General features: G+C 64.3%; 15 protein-coding genes and 1 pseudogene. 7 read left to right on the top strand and 9 right to left on the bottom strand.

The genetic code is table 11. From position 1 onward, the window contains the following. Positions 1–6: 6 nt before the first annotated feature. Entirely contained in the window at positions 7–1,002 is a 996-nt protein-coding gene (choX, locus tag F3J18_RS03990; RefSeq protein WP_166911460.1) for a choline ABC transporter substrate-binding protein, read from the bottom strand. 59 nt (positions 1,003–1,061) lie between these two features. Next, positions 1,062–2,597: a choline-sulfatase gene (betC, locus tag F3J18_RS03985; protein ID WP_166911458.1), complete on the bottom strand. Its 1,536-nt coding sequence runs from the start codon at positions 2,595–2,597 to the stop codon at positions 1,062–1,064. A gap of 179 nt (positions 2,598–2,776) precedes the next feature. Between betC and F3J18_RS03980 the strand changes: the two genes are divergently transcribed. After that, complete coding sequence (locus F3J18_RS03980) at positions 2,777–3,715, top strand: LysR family transcriptional regulator (RefSeq protein ID WP_060001591.1); 939 nt, start codon at positions 2,777–2,779, stop codon at positions 3,713–3,715. Between the two features lie 188 nt (positions 3,716–3,903). Beyond that, positions 3,904–4,779 carry a formyltetrahydrofolate deformylase gene (gene purU, locus F3J18_RS03975; protein ID WP_025099116.1) on the top strand — a complete coding sequence of 292 codons (876 nt, stop codon included), beginning with the start codon at positions 3,904–3,906 and terminating at the stop codon, positions 4,777–4,779. A gap of 972 nt (positions 4,780–5,751) precedes the next feature. Here purU and F3J18_RS03970 read toward each other — a convergent pair. The 3 genes and pseudogenes from F3J18_RS03970 to F3J18_RS03960 form a co-directional block, all read right to left on the bottom strand. Continuing rightward, positions 5,752–6,254 (bottom strand): annotated as a pseudogene (locus tag F3J18_RS03970) (transposase); the annotation flags it as partial. A 126-nt stretch (positions 6,255–6,380) separates the two neighbouring features. Further along, complete coding sequence (locus F3J18_RS03965) at positions 6,381–7,697, bottom strand: cytochrome c peroxidase (RefSeq protein WP_240154495.1); 1,317 nt, start codon at positions 7,695–7,697, stop codon at positions 6,381–6,383. A gap of 56 nt (positions 7,698–7,753) precedes the next feature. Further along, positions 7,754–10,252, bottom strand: coding sequence for an alkaline phosphatase family protein (locus F3J18_RS03960; protein ID WP_240154494.1), 2,499 nt, complete (start codon positions 10,250–10,252; stop codon positions 7,754–7,756). 348 nt (positions 10,253–10,600) lie between these two features. On the opposite strand from F3J18_RS03960, the gene F3J18_RS03955 reads away from it, so the two are divergent. Beyond that, entirely contained in the window at positions 10,601–10,888 is a 288-nt protein-coding gene (locus F3J18_RS03955; RefSeq protein ID WP_166911454.1) for a hypothetical protein, read from the top strand. Positions 10,889–11,041: 153 nt separating this feature from the next. Here the strand turns inward: F3J18_RS03955 and F3J18_RS03950 are convergent, their stop codons facing one another. Next, positions 11,042–11,437, bottom strand: coding sequence for a DUF4087 domain-containing protein (locus F3J18_RS03950; RefSeq protein ID WP_240154493.1), 396 nt, complete (start codon positions 11,435–11,437; stop codon positions 11,042–11,044). Positions 11,438–11,683: 246 nt separating this feature from the next. Further along, positions 11,684–12,493 carry an alpha/beta hydrolase gene (locus F3J18_RS03945; RefSeq protein ID WP_166911452.1) on the bottom strand — a complete coding sequence of 270 codons (810 nt, stop codon included), beginning with the start codon at positions 12,491–12,493 and terminating at the stop codon, positions 11,684–11,686. Positions 12,494–12,606: 113 nt separating this feature from the next. Between F3J18_RS03945 and F3J18_RS03940 the strand changes: the two genes are divergently transcribed. After that, positions 12,607–13,596 (top strand): LysR family transcriptional regulator, encoded by a 990-nt coding sequence (locus tag F3J18_RS03940; protein WP_166911450.1) that lies wholly within the window; start codon positions 12,607–12,609, stop codon positions 13,594–13,596. Here the strand turns inward: F3J18_RS03940 and F3J18_RS03935 are convergent. Continuing rightward, complete coding sequence (locus F3J18_RS03935) at positions 13,539–13,958, bottom strand: helix-turn-helix domain-containing protein (RefSeq protein ID WP_025099104.1); 420 nt, start codon at positions 13,956–13,958, stop codon at positions 13,539–13,541. The genes F3J18_RS03940 and F3J18_RS03935 overlap by 58 nt on opposite strands. A 105-nt stretch (positions 13,959–14,063) precedes the next feature. On the opposite strand from F3J18_RS03935, the gene F3J18_RS03930 reads away from it, so the two are divergent. Next, the gene (locus F3J18_RS03930; RefSeq protein WP_025099103.1) at positions 14,064–14,948 is read left to right on the top strand and encodes an SDR family oxidoreductase; all 885 of its coding nucleotides are present in this window, start codon (positions 14,064–14,066) and stop codon (positions 14,946–14,948) included. Positions 14,949–14,979: 31 nt separating this feature from the next. Here F3J18_RS03930 and F3J18_RS03925 read toward each other — a convergent pair whose 3' ends face one another. Then, the gene (locus F3J18_RS03925; RefSeq protein ID WP_166911448.1) at positions 14,980–15,234 is read right to left on the bottom strand and encodes an Imm74 family immunity protein; all 255 of its coding nucleotides are present in this window, start codon (positions 15,232–15,234) and stop codon (positions 14,980–14,982) included. Between the two features lie 158 nt (positions 15,235–15,392). Here F3J18_RS03925 and F3J18_RS03920 point away from each other — a divergent pair, with 158 nt between their 5' ends. Both F3J18_RS03920 and F3J18_RS03915 read left to right on the top strand, forming a co-directional pair. Then, positions 15,393–15,611, top strand: coding sequence for a hypothetical protein (locus F3J18_RS03920; RefSeq protein WP_166911446.1), 219 nt, complete (start codon positions 15,393–15,395; stop codon positions 15,609–15,611). Between the two features lie 173 nt (positions 15,612–15,784). Continuing rightward, positions 15,785–16,147, top strand: a complete 363-nt coding sequence (locus F3J18_RS03915) for a NirD/YgiW/YdeI family stress tolerance protein (protein WP_166911444.1) — start codon at positions 15,785–15,787, stop codon at positions 16,145–16,147. Positions 16,148–16,157 lie beyond the last annotated feature (10 nt).

Genomic DNA, 16,157 nt, shown 5'->3' with positions numbered 1-16,157 from the left:
GGCGCCTCAGTGCAGGCCCAGCGCCGTCCTGGCGGCCGGCAGCGCGGGCGCGCCGCTGGCGGTGGTGACGCCCGCCAGCCAGGCGTCGAGCAGGTCGGGATGGGCCTGCAGGGCGCGTTTCGCGGCATCGGTGGGCGAGAGCTTGTCGATCAGCATCGAGGCGATCATGGCGTTCTCCACGTCCACGCTGAAGGTCACCTGCCGGAACAGCTTGCCGAGGTTCGGGCACTGGTTCGCGTAGCCGCTGCGCGCCACCGTGTTGACGGTGGCGCCGCCGTAGTCGGGGCCGAAGTAGGCATCGCCGCCCGACAGGTAGACGGGATGGAACTTGGTGTTCATCAGGTGCGGCTCCCAGGCCAGGAACACGATCCACTGGCGGTCGCGTTCGGCGCGCTCGACCTGGGTCAGCATGCCGGTCTCGCTCGATTCCACCAGGCTCCAGTTGCCCGCGCCTAGCGCCTTGTCGGCGATCATCCGCTTGATGTTCTGGTTGGCCGGCGCGCCCGGCTCGATGCCGTAGATGCGATTGCCGAAGCGGTCGGCGTACTTGGCGAGGTCGGCGAAGCTGTGCACACCGGCGGCCGCCACGTAGTCGGGCACGGCCAGCGTGAACTTCGCGTGCGTCAGGTTCGGGTGCAGTACCTCGATCGACTTCTCCTCGACGAAGGGCTTGACCAACGGCCCCTGCGCCGGCATCCAGTTGCCGAGGAACACGTCGATCTGCCCTTTCTTGAGGCCCTGGAAGGTGATCGGCACCGACAGGTTCGAGACGCGCTGGCGATAGCCGAGGGCATCCAGCACCACGCCCGTCATCGCATTGGTGGCGTCGATATCGGTCCAGCCCGGCGCGGCCATCCGCACCTCGGTACAGGCGGCGGGCTCGGCCGCCCGTGCCAAGGCGCCCGGCAGGACGACGGCCAGCAAGGCCGACAGCGCGGCCGTCGCGAAGGTGCTGCGCCGCGGCGCGCGAGCCGCCCCGGCAGATCGATTGAAGCGTGTCATCGTGGGTTTTCCTTATGGAATGGATGGATGGCCTGCGGCGGGTGGCCGGCGCCCGGTATTCAGCCCTGCACGCGCGGATAGCGCGCCATCGCCTCGAGCGTGTCGAGTTCGATGTGGTTGCGCATGTAGCGCTGGCTCGCGTCCTGGAACGGCTGCCAGTCCCAGGAGGCGATGCGCCCCTGCGTGGTCGCCGCGAAATGGAAGCGGCGGCGGCGCTGGCTGGCCAGCACCTGCGCGTGGATCGCGTCCAGGTCCCAGCGCTTGGCCACTTCGGCGCGGAACGCGGTGACCAGCTCGGCCAGCGCCGGATCGGCGGCGAGGTTGCGCAGCTCGCGCGGATCGTCGCGCAGGTTGTAGAGCTGGTCCGGATCCACCGGCGTGTGGATGAACTTCCACTCGCCGCGCCGGATCATCACGATCGGCGCGATCGCGCCTTCGGCCAGGTATTCGCCGATCGCCTCGTCGTGGCCGGCGCCCCCCCTCAGATGCGGCAGCAGGCTGCGTCCGTCGATGCTATCCGGCCATTCCACCGGCGCGCCGCCGGTGGCGAACTCCACCAGGGTGGGCAGCAGGTCCAGGTGCGAGACCGAGGCCGCCACGCGGCCCGGCGCGAAGCGCTTGGGCGCGTTGACGATCAGCGGCACGCGGCAGCCGCCCTCGAAGAAGGTCATCTTGTACCAGAGGCCGCGCTCGCCGAGCATGTCGCCGTGGTCGGCCGTCACGATCACGATCGTATCGTCGGCGAAGCCGCAGGCTTCCAGCGCGTTCATCACCGCGCCGAACTGCGCGTCGACATAGGAGCTCGAGCCGTAATAGGCATGGCGCGCCGCCCTCACCTGCGCCTCGCTGGGCGGCGTGCGGTCGATCTCGCTGACCGCGCGCAGCCGCTTCGAATGCGGGTCGCTCTCGTCGTAGCCGAGCGTGACGGCCGGCATCGGCACGTCCTCGTCCTGGTAGAGGTCCCAATACTCGCGCGTGATCGCGTAGGGATCGTGCGGGTGCGTGAGCGACATCACCAGGCAGAACGGCCGCGTGTCCTGCCCCGCCGATTTCTCGCGCGCCAGGTCGTAGAGCTTCTGGCGGGTGGCGAAGGTCACCTCGTCGTCGAAATCGAGCTGGTTGGTGCGCACGCAGGGGCCCGCGTCGAGCACCGAGCCCATGTTGTGGTACCAGCTCGGGCGCGCCTCGGGCTGGCTCCAGTCGGGCACCCAGCCGAAATCGGCCGGGTAGATGTCGGTGGTGAGGCGTTCCTCGAAGCCGTGCAGTTGGTCCGGCCCGCAGAAGTGCATCTTGCCGGCCAGCGCCGTGCGATAGCCGGCCGCGCGCAGGTAGTGCGCGAAGGTGAGCGTCTGGGCCGGCAGCTCGGCCGCGTTGTCGTAGGCGCCGATCGCGGCCGGCAGCTTGCCCGACATGAAGGAAAAGCGCGAGGGCGCGCACAGGGGGCTGGCGCAATAGGCCGATTCGAACACCACCCCGCCGGCGGCCAGGCGGTCGATGGTGGGCGTGATCGCGCCGCGATGTCCGTAGGCGGACAAGGCGAACGGGGTCAGTTGATCAGCCATCAAGATAAGGATATTCGGCTTCGTGTTAAGCATCGCGAATTGACTGAATTAGAATCGACGGGATCGCGGCGCCGCCGGCCGCGCCGGGTTTTCGGCGCGGCGAGCGCGCCGCGGCAGGCTTCACTGTCGCCGGCTGGAATCGCGCGGGGAAGAGGTCGTTTGCTTATGGGCCATCAGAGGTGCTTATGAGAAGTCCCGATCGGTTACCGCCGATGCAGGCGCTGTCCGCCTTCGAATCGGCGGCGCGCCTGGCCAGCTTCACGGCCGCCGCGCGCGAGCTGGGCTCGACGCAGCCGGCCGTCAGCCAGCGCGTGGTGCAGCTCGAGGAAGCGCTCGGCGCGCCGCTGTTCGAGCGCGGCCACCGCGGCGTGACCCTGACCGAGGACGGCGCGCGCCTGTTCGAGGCGGTGCGCCAGAGCCTGGACACGCTGCGCTGCGCCACCGCCGACATCCGCGAACGCCGCGCCCGCGGCGCCCTCACCCTGGTGACCGACGTGGGTTTCGCGACCTACTGGCTGATGCCACGCCTGGCGCAACTGAAGGCCGAGATGCCCGACGTGGACGTGCGCGTGGTGACGGCCCAGCACGCCGACCTGCAACGCGACCACGCCGACGTGGCGATCCTGTTCGGCGACGGCGACTGGCCGGCCTGCACTTCCACGCGCCTGTTCGAGGAAGCCGTGACGCCCGTGTGCTCGCCGGCCTTCCTGGCCGCGCATCGACGCAAGCTGAAGGGCCCGGCCGACCTGCTGGCGCTGCCGCTGCTGCACGTGCAGCCGACCAAGCCGGAACGCTGGCTGGACTGGCACGGCTGGTTCGCCGCCCACCAGCTCACCGCCCCGCCCGAGCCGCATGGGCTGACGTTCAATAGTTATGCGCTGGTGGTGCATGCCGCCCTGATGAACCAGGGCGTGGCGCTGGGCTGGTCGCCGCTGGTGGACGAGCTGCTTGCGAGTGGCCAGTTGGTGCGCTGCGTGGAGGAGACGGCGGTGACCGAGCGCGGGTATTTCCTGGTGCGGCCGCCATCGCGGCCCGAGGCGCCGGCGGTGGGCCGGTTCCGGCGCTGGCTGTTCGACCGCTGCCGCGAGCCGGCCGGCGCCGGGCGCGCCGTGGCGGCGGCACCGGTTCGTGCCGCCGTGAACGGGCGCTGAGGGGCTGGGCGGCTGATCATGGTTCGGCGCTGTCGGTTGGGTGCCGTCACCGCCCCGGTTTGGCGTTTCGATACCAGCGGCACGGCGTTTCGATTCTATCCACCCGGATTACGGACTGGTCTACTGGAGCCCTGCCGCGAGAAGCGGCCGCGTGTGGCGCGCCGCGCCGCCGGTGATCCGAGGAAAGCATGTCCGGCTCCGTTCGCAACTCCCGATTCCTGTTGACGCTATCCTGCCCCAGCGCGGCCGGCCAGGTGGCCGCCGTGGTGGGCGTGCTCGATAGCCACCGCTGCTATGTCGACGAACTGACCGTGTTCGACGACGACCTGAGCGGGCGCTTTTTCGTGCGCTGCGTGTTCCATGCCTCCGATGCCGCGGATACGCCCGATATCGACGCGCTGCGGGCCGAGTTCGCGCCGATCGCCGAGCGCTTCCAGATGCAGTGGGCAATTCATGATGCCGATGCGCGGCCGAAGGTGATGATCCTGGTTTCCAAGCTCGAGCATTGCCTGGCGGATCTGCTGTTCCGCTGGAAGATGGGCGAGCTGAAGATGGATATCGTGGGGATTGCCTCGAATCACGCGGATCTGGAGCCGCTGGCGGTGCAGCATGGCTTGCCGTTTCGGCATTTTCCGATCACCGCGGAGACGAAGGCCCAGCAGGAGGCGCAGTGGCTGGATATGTTCGAGTCCAGTGGGGCTGAACTGGTGATTCTGGCGAGATATATGCAGGTGCTGTCGCCGGAAACCAGCGCGAAGCTGGCGAATCGGGCGATCAATATTCATCACTCGTTCTTGCCGGGGTTCAAGGGGGCGAAGCCTTATCACCAGGCGCATACGCGTGGAGTCAAGCTGATCGGGGCGACGGCCCACTTCGTTACCGATGACCTGGATGAAGGGCCGATTATCGAACAGGTGGTCGAGCGGGTCGATCACTCGTATCGGCCGGAACGGCTGCTGATGGTTGGACGGGATATGGAGTCGATTACGCTGGCTCGGGCGGTGAAGGCATTTATCGAGCGGCGGGTGTTTCTCAATGGGGATCGGACGGTGGTGTTTGGCTGAGTTTGATGTGACTCGGTGGGCGGGAACGCGCGCCGGGTAGGTGTTTCCTTTAGTCTCTGACTTTGACAGCCCCCGCGCAGGAATGTGTGGGGGCTTTTTTTGTGGGGGAAGGTGAGATAGAAGATGCTCGGGGGATGACTACACGGCTACTCTATTCGTTCTGACACTGTCGGCCAAATTCAGGCACTCGACCCTGGTGCATAAATCCTCGACAATCGACCACCGCTAGTTTCCTGATTGCGCCGTCTACACCATCCAGGAACTCAGCACTAGTCGTTGGGACGGAGATATGTCGACAAATCCAGTATGGGCTGCCTTTCCACTCATTCCGTGGGGCAGCATCGGTTGGCGGATGGGGCACGGAGAGGCCTATTGGAATCAGTGGGCGAAGTGGTTCCGCGGCATGTCGGCTGCGGAACAAGAGGCATACCAGCTCGAATGGCCTGAGCCTAAGGATTGGGCCGGCTTCTATGCATTTGTTCTCCACGGCGTTCAACCCTCTTGGATCCGAGAACAGCGTTCAAGAGATCAGAAACAACAGCCACCTGCCAGCAACGAATTTCGCGTGGACGAACCCGATCGAGTTCGTTGGATGGCGCGCTCTTACCTGGAGAGAACAAACGCGCGAGACCCGGATGCAGCCGGATCTTCGCCCATCTATATCGCGTCGAACGGAGAACTATGGAAGCTTTTTGAAGCCCCACTGGGCACTCGTGTTGGGCCATTCCTTTGGTTCGAGCGATTTAAAGGTCAACTGATAGGCCCCGACAACACCGTCGAAAGTGTTCGCACGGCGCGAGGAGGACGTCTACCAGCCGCAAAGAATTGAAGAGCGGTCCGCATGTCCTCTACCGGTTCGCCACATGTCGCATTCGGGTCGGGTCGAGTTGAGTCAGCCGCTGTCCGACGGAACTGCGGAGAGTCGAGTCTGTCGAGCCTGTCAGAGTTTCCGTGTTCGAGGCGGGTTGAGCATCACACGGATGGCCGGGCAAAACGCTCTTCGTAGAGGATGGCAACTGGTTCATTGCCGCCCTCCAGTCGTGCGCGGCGCGTCCCCAGTCAGCCGTAATGTTACGCAAGGCCAGCCAGATGAGCTTGGTGGCCGCTTCGTCACTGGGCAAGTGACCTCGCGCCTTGATGATCTTGCGCAACTGCCCGTTGATATTCTCAATCGAATTGGTCGTGTAGATGATCTTGCGAATCGCCGGGGGAAATGCGAAGAACGGGATCACGCGATCCCAGGCGCTGCGCCACGAGGCACTGACGGTCGCGAAGCGCCTTCCCCATTCGCCATCGGCAAACGCATCCAATTCGGCCTGGGCCGCTTCCGCGCTCGCCGCCGTGTAGATCGGCCGGATGGCCGCGGCCAGCCCTCGACGGTCTTTCCAGCTCGCGTAATCCAGGCTGTTACGCATCAGATGCACGATGCAGGTCTGCAGCGTCGTGGCCGGCAACTCGGCTGGCATGGCTTTCGGTTTGCGAGGCATACGTCCTCCTTGGGACAAGAATATGCCTCGAACGCAAAATTACGGACAGGCCCTCGCCACATTCATCTCCGCGAGGCGGTCAGCCCTTCTGCCCCCCGAAGGCACAAAACCAACTCACCGCCCCACCCCACCCGCCTTCTCCGAATACCCATCATCCAGCGTCTTCAAAAACGCGATCACATCCCGGATCTCCGCCTCGCTCAACGCCGGCTTCCCTCCCAGCTTCCGATCGAACGGCGCATCCGCCACATCCGCGTTCTCCCGGTACTTCACCGGCAGATCGTCATACTTATCCACCTTCCCATTCGCCTTGCGCGGATACCACTTCTCCGGGTTCGTATCGCGCTGCACATAAAAGCGCATCACATCCTCGAGCGTGTGATACCGCCCGTTATGAAAGAACACGCTCCGCGACGCCGAATTGCGCAAGGTCGGCGACTTGAACATCCCGCAGAAACTCGTTTCCTTGGCCAACTCCGGCCGCCCGCACAAGCCAAGGTCGTAATGATTCGGATCCCGGTTCGCCGGAATCTCCGCATTCCGGGGCACCCCCAGCGCGGCAAACGAAAAATCCGCGAACTGCGCCGGCCGCCCACCCGGCCCGGGCGTATCCAGATGACACTTCGCGCAATTGCCCTTGGCCGGATCATTGAACAGCGACAGCCCATGCAGCTCCGCCGAGGTGAAATTCGCATGCCCCGACATCACCGCATCGAACTTGCTCGTATACGGATGAAAACTCGGATCCTCGGTCTGGAACGCCTCCAGCGCCAGCCCGATATCCTGGAACGCCTGCTGCGGCTGCGAGAAAACCTGCGCTCCATACACCGCGCGAAACCGCTCGGCATTCGCGCCGCGCCGCAGCGCCTCCACCACCGCCGCCGGATCGCGATTCGCCATCTCGTCCGGATTCAGCAATGGCAAGCCGGCCTGCGCGTGCAGGGACGCCGCCGCGCCGTCGCGCATGAAGCCGCCCGTCGGCCCTTCATCCTCCACGTCTTCCGACGCGGGCGTATAGAAGTGACGGCTGAACATCGGCGTGAACGTCAGGTAGCGCAGCGAGGGCACCGAGCGCGCGCCCGGATGCTTCATATCAGGGCCGCCCAGTTGCACCGCCAGCCCGTTCGGCGGCCCGTAGGCGTGCTCGGGGCTATGGCAGCTCGCGCAGGACATCCGCCCGGAAGCGGACAGCGAGGGATCGAAGAACAGTTGCTTGCCGAGTTCGGCGGCCGGGCTCAGATGCTCGGGCACCGCCGGGTAGCGCACCCAGACATTGAACTTGAACGGCGGGGGCGCGGCACGGCGTACCTTGGCACCCGCCTTCGGCGCCGACGCGCCGCCCTGCCCCGCGTCGGCCACCTGAGGGAATTGCACGGCATCGGCGCTGCGCATCGCGATCGAGCCGAGCAGCCCGATCGCGGCGGCAGCCATCACTACGCCTTCCACTGCCTGGCGGGCCCTGACGGCCCGCGTCGACGCTTTCTCCATCAGAAGCTGAACATCGACATCAGATCGCCGATCGAGGTGGTGTTGACGGGCAGGTAGACGCTTTGCGCGGTGCCGACCGGGTTCGGCAGGCGGTCACGGCTGCGCGCGGAAAGCGGTTGCAGGCGCCAGTTGCGCTCGATGAACTTCAGCACCGAACCGTGATCGGCATAGGTGTGATCGACCGCGCCCTTGCGCGCGTAAGGCGACACCACCAGCATCGGGATCCGCGGGCCATCGCCGAAGAAGTCCAGGTTCTGGATCGCGCCGGAATCGAAGTGGCCGCCGCCCTCGTCGGTGGTGATCACGATCGCGGTATGCGCCCACAGCGTCGGGTTCGCCTGCACGTTGCCGATCAGCGTCTTCAGGAAAGTCTCGTAGGTCGCCGGCGCCGAGTAGCCGGGGTGGCCGCTGTCCAGGTTCTTCGGCACCACGAACGATACCGCCGGCAGCGTACCGTTCTTCACGTCGTTGTTGAAGGTGGTCAGGCCGACCAGGTTCGAACGCAGCGAAGCGGTGGTCATCACCTTCTGCGAGGCCACCAGCGGATCGCCGATGTTGTTGTACTGCGTGGACTGCGCCGCGGCGGCAGCCTGCGCCTGCGGCAGGCTGTCGACGGTCTCGAGCAATTGCGTCTCGCCCGTCAGGTCGCCCGACTCGCGCCCGCCCGTGTACCACTTCCACGACACGTTCTTCGCGGCCAGCGCCTCGGCGATGGTCGGCACCGTCTGCGGCGGATAGTTGAAGTTGTTCGGGCCGATCGGCTGCACGTTGCCGTTCAGGTCGTAGCCGGGGTTGTAGTTGTTGACCAGGTAGTACTTGCCCGCGTCGCAGTTGGCGGCCACGTGCCTGGCGGCGAGGTAGTCGAGGATCGGCTTCACGCCCGGCTGGCTCGCGTCGGAGCAGTTCACGTAGGAGCCGCCTTCATAACCGTCCTGCGTGTAGAAGTTCGGCGTGCCCGACATCGGGTTCGGGTTTTCGATCTGGTTCGCGGGCGGCGTGGCCACGGCGCCTGCGTTGTTGAAGAACGGCGAATCGGCGGTCGCGATCGAGAAGAAGTTCGCGCCCGTGCCACCCATGATCGACTGGTGGTAGTTGTCGCTGATCGCGTAGGTCTGCGCGAGCGACTGGAAGTACGGCGCATCGCCGGTGGACATGTTCATGAAGCCCATCAGCTCGCCGCCTTGCGACGGGTTGCTCGGCGTGATGCCGCTGGTGTCGCCGCCCTGGCCCACCGTCGTGGCCACCCAGGTGAACATGTCGTGCTTGCTGTTGTCGCCGCCCGTCTGCTGCCACATCTGGAAGAAGCGGTGCACCGGGTCGCCCGTCATCGTGAACAGCGTCAGGCCGAAGGGCTCGAGCTGCGTGATCTCCTGCGCGTAGGGCACGTACTTGCTGATCTGGAACGGGCCGTTCGGCAGGTTCGCCGGGAAGCGCGTGTCCGCCACGCCAGTGCCGGTGGCAAAGGTCTGCAGGTTGACGATGCCGATCTGCTCCGGCTGCGGCAGCGTCGTGTAAGCGCTCGCGCGCGTGGGCTGCAGCGTGTAGGCCGTCTGCGTGGCGCCCTGGCTCTGCTGAGCAAGTGCGAAGTTCGGGCCGGGCGAGCCGTCCGCGTTGATGATGCCTTGCGACAGCAGGTTCTTCACGGTCTGGCCGCTCGGCGCGACGTAGCCGCCGAACAGGCCGTCGAAGGTCTGGTTCTCGCCCACCACCACGATCACGTGCTGGATCGGCGTGGTGGTCGGGCCGTTGCTGAGCGCCAGCGCCGACGCCACGGCGGCCGCCGGCACCGGGCCGGAGGTCGCGCCCGTGACGGGAATTGTGACGGTGGCGCGGCTCGCGTCGGCGCCCACCGCGATGCTGCCGGTGTGCACGTTGAAATGCGCGATGTCGAACAGGTTGTCCAGCGGGTTGCTGGCGTTCGCCACGTAGGTGCCGTCGCTGATCGGGTTGCTGGCCGCGTTGGCCGACACGCCGAAGGCGGTAAACAGCGGCTGCAGCGCGCTGGTCACGTCCGCACCGGCCTGGGCGATGCTGGCCTGCGTGATCTTGGCCGCGCCGATCTGCGCGGCGCTGGGCGCGCCGCTCGGCACCAGGCCGAGCACGCGCTGCGTCTGCAGCGAGGTGAGTGGGTTCAGGTTCGCTACCGCGGCGGCCGGGCTGCCCGTGCCGTTCGCGGCCGGATCGATCACGGCCGACAGCGTGGCGGGACTGCCGTCCACGTCGTTGAACGGCGCCGTCAGCACGAAGGGCGGCGTGCCGCTGACGGCGGCGGTGAACTTGCCTTGCGCGTCGGTCACGCCGGCGTTGGTGGATTTGCCCGTGCTGTCGGTGACGGTGACGGCTACGCCCACGACAGGCGCGCCGGCGGCAACCACGCCGGACAGGCTCAGGCTGGCGGCCGTGGAAGTCGGCGAGGAGTTCGTGCCGTCGGAACTGCCGCAAGCGGCCAGGAACAGCAGCGTCGCTGCGCAAGCAAGCGTGGAGATGCGTGGGCTCATGGGGTCTCGTCGTTTGGGTCGCCAACCGCACCGTGTTCCGGTGTCTATTGCTCGCGGTAGCTTGGGGGAAAGCGTTTGCCGCTGAATGGTGGGGGAGATGCGTGACAGCTTTGTGTAGGGGGGATGGGGAAATGCAGGTGGAATTATTACGAAACACCTACTTCCGCAGTCGATGCGAATCGATATGGATCGGGAAAGATTGTCGGCATTCAGCCGATCACCAGCCACCAATGTGGCGCTGTACCGCTTCGACAGAACAAACCAGCTTGCCTAATCTTCGGTTTCCGAAAGAGCTGACCTCCCAGTGCCAGGGGCAAGCCTCAAAGCCGATGGCACGGTCGAAGTGAAATGAAGAAATTTGGAAAGATTGCGTTGAATATCGGCGCGACCTTGGTGGGCGGATGGCTGCTCGCCAATCTCGCGGCAAGCCTGCCAATCGAGATGCCTGACCTGCTGAACGACGGCCTCCTCTTTCTTCTCAACGCGGCCGGCCATGATGAACTGGCCAACCCAGATGACATGGAAGTGCTCGCTATGCTGGCGATACTGATCATCTCGATTGCTGTCGCCGGCGTCGTCGTCTGGCTCGCAAACGTAGCCATTACACGCTTGCGGGCCAGTCGCGCGCGCACTTGACGGCCAAACATCAGCATCTTCGAAAGATCAACAACATGAACTGGCTCATCGGACGAGGCTGCGTGATCGCGATAGCGCTCGGGGCAACGACTGTTACCTGTACCCCGCCCCATTATCAGACGAATGATTACCCCTCGTCACACACCGAGGCATTCACGGCGCAGGCAGCGAACGATCCGCCTTGCAGCGCTTCAACGGGAGCACTTTCGCCGAATGGACACGGGTAACCGTGCCGCTGCCTTTGTCTGTGTCCATATCGATGCAGGCGCATCCATATCCATGCCCGCCTGCGTTGGTGACGACCCAATCCCGCGATGTCATGTCGGGAAGATTGTCGAAGCCGGGAACCGGCTTGTCTCCCATGGTCGACAGCGTCCAACTCCCATTCTTGTCGTCGAGCCACCAGTTGGCGGGCGTCGGATTGTGCAGCCAACCACAACGATTTTCCCGCGTCTGCGCAAACGCATGACTATTGAGCAAGGCAATCGATAGACAAACGAGAAAGGCACGTAGCAGATGGCGGCAATTCATAACGGAAGAGATTTCCAACTCACGGATTATCGGAAGTCGATGACATCTGCTTGGGCGCGGGATCGCGCCAGGCACTCATCTTGCCCGAGTGACCGCTCTACTACAACTTGTCTCGTCTGCCGCAGAGTCCATGTGACCGGCCCGGAAATGAAGTAAAAGGAGACGCAATCCCATCCGCCGCGATGCGCGCTATAACATCCGAGGAACTCGCCAAGCCAACCGCGACGATTGCCAAGGCGGCGGGGATCTCGAACGAATCCTTATTCACCTATTTGAGCGCCGCTCGTCTCCCTTCATCCCCGCTCCGTCCACGAATCGACCAACTATCCGCGCAAGCTCCGCCGGCGCTTCGAGCGGCAACAAGTGCCCCACTCCCGGCACGACATGCATGACCGCTTGCGGAATACGTGGCAGCAACTCAACTTGCAGCGTGGCGATGGGATCCACTTGATCGCGCTCGCCGGAGATGACGATGGTGGGCACATCGATCGACGGCACTGTCTTGGTAATATCCTCGAGCATCGCCACGTTGGGCCAAGCGGCCTTGGCCTGCGGCGCGCCCTTCAGGCTGTCTTCGATCACCTGCTCGCGCTGGGCGGCATCCAGTTTCCTCGCGGTGAGCACGTGGTCGATGACGAACTCGACCGACTCGCGCGATTGATACGCGCCAGCCAGCATCGCGCGTTGCTCCTCGGGAAGCATGGTTGGCGACGGCGGCGACGGCGCAACCAGCACCAGGCCCTCCAGCCCGCGCGGCCGACGCGATGCCATCAGTTGAGCGACCTTGCCGCCCATCGAATGCCCCACCAACACATAGCGCTGCAAACCCAACGCGTCGATGACACCCTCTGCATCGGCGGCAAGATCGGCGATGCGGTAACCGTCCATCGGCGCCGCGGAGTCGCCCCAGCCTCGATGATCGGTAGCGACGATTCGATAGCGGTCCGCCAACTCCGTAGCTACCGCATCCCACGTGCGCGACGAGCCGCCGTAATAGTGCAGGCACACCAGCGCCAGTTCCCCCTTGCCCTGCTGCTTGACGTGGATGCGCGTGCCATTGGTTTCGATGTCCATCCAGATACTCCTTCTCGGTGATGTGCCGCCATCGTAGATCCGAGTCTTTCATTCAATAATTGGCGATATCGTATCGACAGTCGATAATCGTGCTATCGAATGAGGAACAGGAAATGGACCGACTGACAAGCCTCGCCGTGTTCGTCGCCGCGGTGGAAGAAGGCAGCCTGGCGGCCGCCGCGCGCCGTTTCGGGCTTTCGCCGGCGATGGCCGGCAAGCATGTGAGCGCGATCGAGGCGCAATTGAACGCGCGGCTGCTGCAGCGAACCACGCGACGCCTGAGCCTGACCGACGCGGGCCAGACCTACTACGAGCGCAGCAAGCAGATCCTCGAAGCCTTCGACGATGCCAATCGGGAAGCCGGCGATTCGCAGGGCAAGGCGCGCGGCGTGCTGCGTATCGCGGCGCCCGTCACGTTCGGCGCGATGCATCTCGGCGAAGTAACGGCGCGCTATCTCGAAGACCATCCCGACGTGAACGTGGAGGTCACGCTCGGCGACCGCTATGTCGACCTGCTCGATGCCGGCATCGACGTGGCGATCCGCATCGGGAGGCTGGACGATCCCGCGCTCGTCGTTCGGCGGATTGCGCCGTGCCGGATGGTGGTATGTGCATCACCGGCCTACCTCGAACGACACGGCACGCCGCGCACGCCTCGCGACCTGCGCCAGGCGCCGCGGCTGGCGTTCAGCGAGGCCGTCTCCGCCGGCGACTGGACCTTGTTCGATTCGAGAAACCGCGCTCATGTGATCGACGGCCCTTGTCGGATCGCGGCCAACAACACGCAAATGCTGCTATCCGCCGCGTTGGCCGGCGCCGGCATCGCCTATGGCCCGAGCTTCGTGTTCGGCGAGCATCTTCGGCGCGGCGAGTTGGTGGCGCTGCTGCCCGCCTATCGCGCCACCGAGCTGGCGATCCAGGCGGTTTATCCGAGCGCGCGACGCATCCCGCTCAAGGTGCGCCGCTTCGTCGATTACCTCACCGAAACGTTTGGTGACGAGCCGCCTTGGGATCGGAGCGCAAGGCGGGCGGCCCGAGGCACTGCTCATGCCGCTTCGCTCTCGCCATCGAAACGCAGGCGCGCGGCCGTCACCTCGGCGTGATTGCCGTCGGCCCACTGGATCAGCACGTTGAGCGCCGCGAACATCGAGCGACCGAAGTCGGTGAGGCCATATTCGACGCTCGGCGGTTTGGTGGGAAACACCTCGCGATAGACATAGCCGTCTCGTTGCAGATCGCGAAGCGTCTGCGTGAGCATGCGCTGCGAAATATCGGGCACCAGGCGGCGAAGCTCGCCGAATCGATGCGGCTTCTCGGCCAGTGCCATCATCAGCAGCGAACTCCATCGCCCATTGATCACATCCATGACGTCGCGCACCGGGCAATTCGCCCATAGCGGATACTTGGCCCGCGCCTTTTCCAGCCGCGCCTTGATCGGGCATGCCGGCATCTCGGTGGTTCCCATTTGGTAACTATCTCCTCAAAAACTGCCTTCTTTACGGGGACGCAGGGAGGCCCGATGATCGAGTCACTCTCGAAATGAGACTAACACTCGGAATAAGGTCAGTCCATGAACGACACCATTTTCGTCACCGGCGCATCCGGCCATCTCGGCCGCCTCGTCATCCAGCATCTACTGGCGCGCGGCGTGACACCGGCCCGCATCATCGCGGGCTCTCGCAACCCCGGGAAGCTTGCCGATCTGGCGGCTTCGGGAATCGAGGTTCGCAAGGCGGACTTTGAAGACCATCAGGGCTTGATCGAAGCTTTCAAGGGCGTAAGTACCGCTTTCATCATCTCGACGGATGCCCTGGAAGAGGCTGGCGCGCGGCTGAAGCAACATCGCAATGCGGTCTCGGCGGCGGCAGCGGCGGGGGTTCAGCGCCTCGCCTATACCTCGCAATTCAATCCGGACAGTTCCCTGCTGAGCTTCGCTCACGATCATCTGGAGACCGAACGAGCCATCAAGGCAACGGGTTTGTCGTACCTGATCTTCCGCAACGGCTGGTACCACCAGAATCTGCTGATGTCGCTGCCCGCCGCATTGAAGAGCGGGCATTGGCATTCTGCGGCGGAAGGCGGGAGAACGTCCTATGCGGCGCGAGAGGAAATCGCCGAGGCGATTGCCGTGGCGCTGGCCGGCCCGAGCATCGATAGCCGGGTCTACACGCTCACCGGCTCCGAGGCGCTAACTCGCGAGGAAATCGCCGAGCTGGCGCGTCGCACCACGGGCAAGCCGCTCGACGTGGTGAAGGTGAATGACGAGCAATTCACAGCCGGATTGAACGCGGCCGGCGTTCCTGCCGTGTTTGTTGCTGTCTTGGCGTCGATCGAGGCGGAAATCCGCGCCGGCAATCTCTCCATCGTCACCGATCATCTGGAATCGCTGATCGGTCGACCTGCAAAACGGCTCGGCGATTATCTGCAAGAGGACAAGGCCAGCTACCTGGGCTGAATGCCTTCCTGCGAGCACAGCCAATGGATGCTTACTCGAATACCACCTGCATGCCGCGCGTTGACAAATAAAGCCTGATTGACTCGATGATCTCGTGACGAATGGCGTCGCTTGTCGGCGCCGATTTTCCTTGCATGTCGACGTCGTTCATCGAGTCCAGGTATACGACGAATGATGGCTCACCGGGCTTCGACGGCAGCAGGCCTTCACCCGACACTCGGACATTCCATGCACCATCGTTCAAAAGGATCTCGCCTCGGGAAACACGGGTGACCGCGAACGTCATGTCCCACCTCTGAAACTCGGTAATTATCTCGCCGCATCCTCTCACACTGTTCGCTGTGGCGCCGTGCCGCTTCGACGTCCCTTGCCGATCTGCTTTATCTTCACCAGCAGCCGCATCTTTGCATTTCGGACACGCCTCGCTGCACCAAGGATCGACGCATGAACTGGATCATCGACAAAATCACATTGATCGCAACGGCGCTGGTCATCTCTGCTGTCGCGTGGGTGCTGCTTCATTACTCGGATGAATGGTTTTTCCCGATCGCAACAATCATCGCCTTCGCCACGATATTCGCCGACAACCTCCGCCTTCGCAAACAGCTTCGCAACCTCGGACACGATCCGAACAAACGCCCGGCATCACGTCCACGCAACTGAGCCGCGCGTTTCCATTTCACTCCCCCGGCCTCTTCTCCTACCAGCCCGCTGTGGCGCCGTGCCGCTTCGACGTCCCTTCCCGATCTGCTTAACCTTCCGTTTCCCAAACACTGGCCGTCGCCTGCGATGCGGCATCCGCAGCGAAACAGCCATCCAGGAACAGGAAGAAGATCATGAAGCACTTCGCCCGAATCATGACGGTCACCCTCGCCAGCCTGCTGGCCCCCACCGTCCACGCCCAGTACGCCGGCCCTTCCGCGAACATCGCCACCACCGTGAAGGAAATCCTCGCAAACGGTCGGCACGACCAGCCGGTGCAACTGCAAGGCCGCATCGTCCGCCATCTCGGCGGGGAAGACTACGAATTCGCCGACTCGACCGGCACGATCCAACTCGAGATCGACGACAAGATCTGGCGCTGGGTACCGGGCAAGCCCGTCAACGAGAAGAACGAAGTGAAGATATTCGGCAAGTTCGAGCGCAAGGGCTGGGGCCACGCCAAGGTCGACGCCGATCATGTCGAGGTATTGCGCTGACCCAAACAAA

It is taken from the genome of Burkholderia sp. Ax-1720 (assembly GCF_011753035.1).
In the GTDB taxonomy this organism is placed as follows: domain Bacteria; phylum Pseudomonadota; class Gammaproteobacteria; order Burkholderiales; family Burkholderiaceae; genus Burkholderia; species Burkholderia gladioli.
The sequence above is the reverse complement of the archived record's forward strand: the minus strand, read 5'-3'. Positions and strand labels throughout refer to the sequence as shown.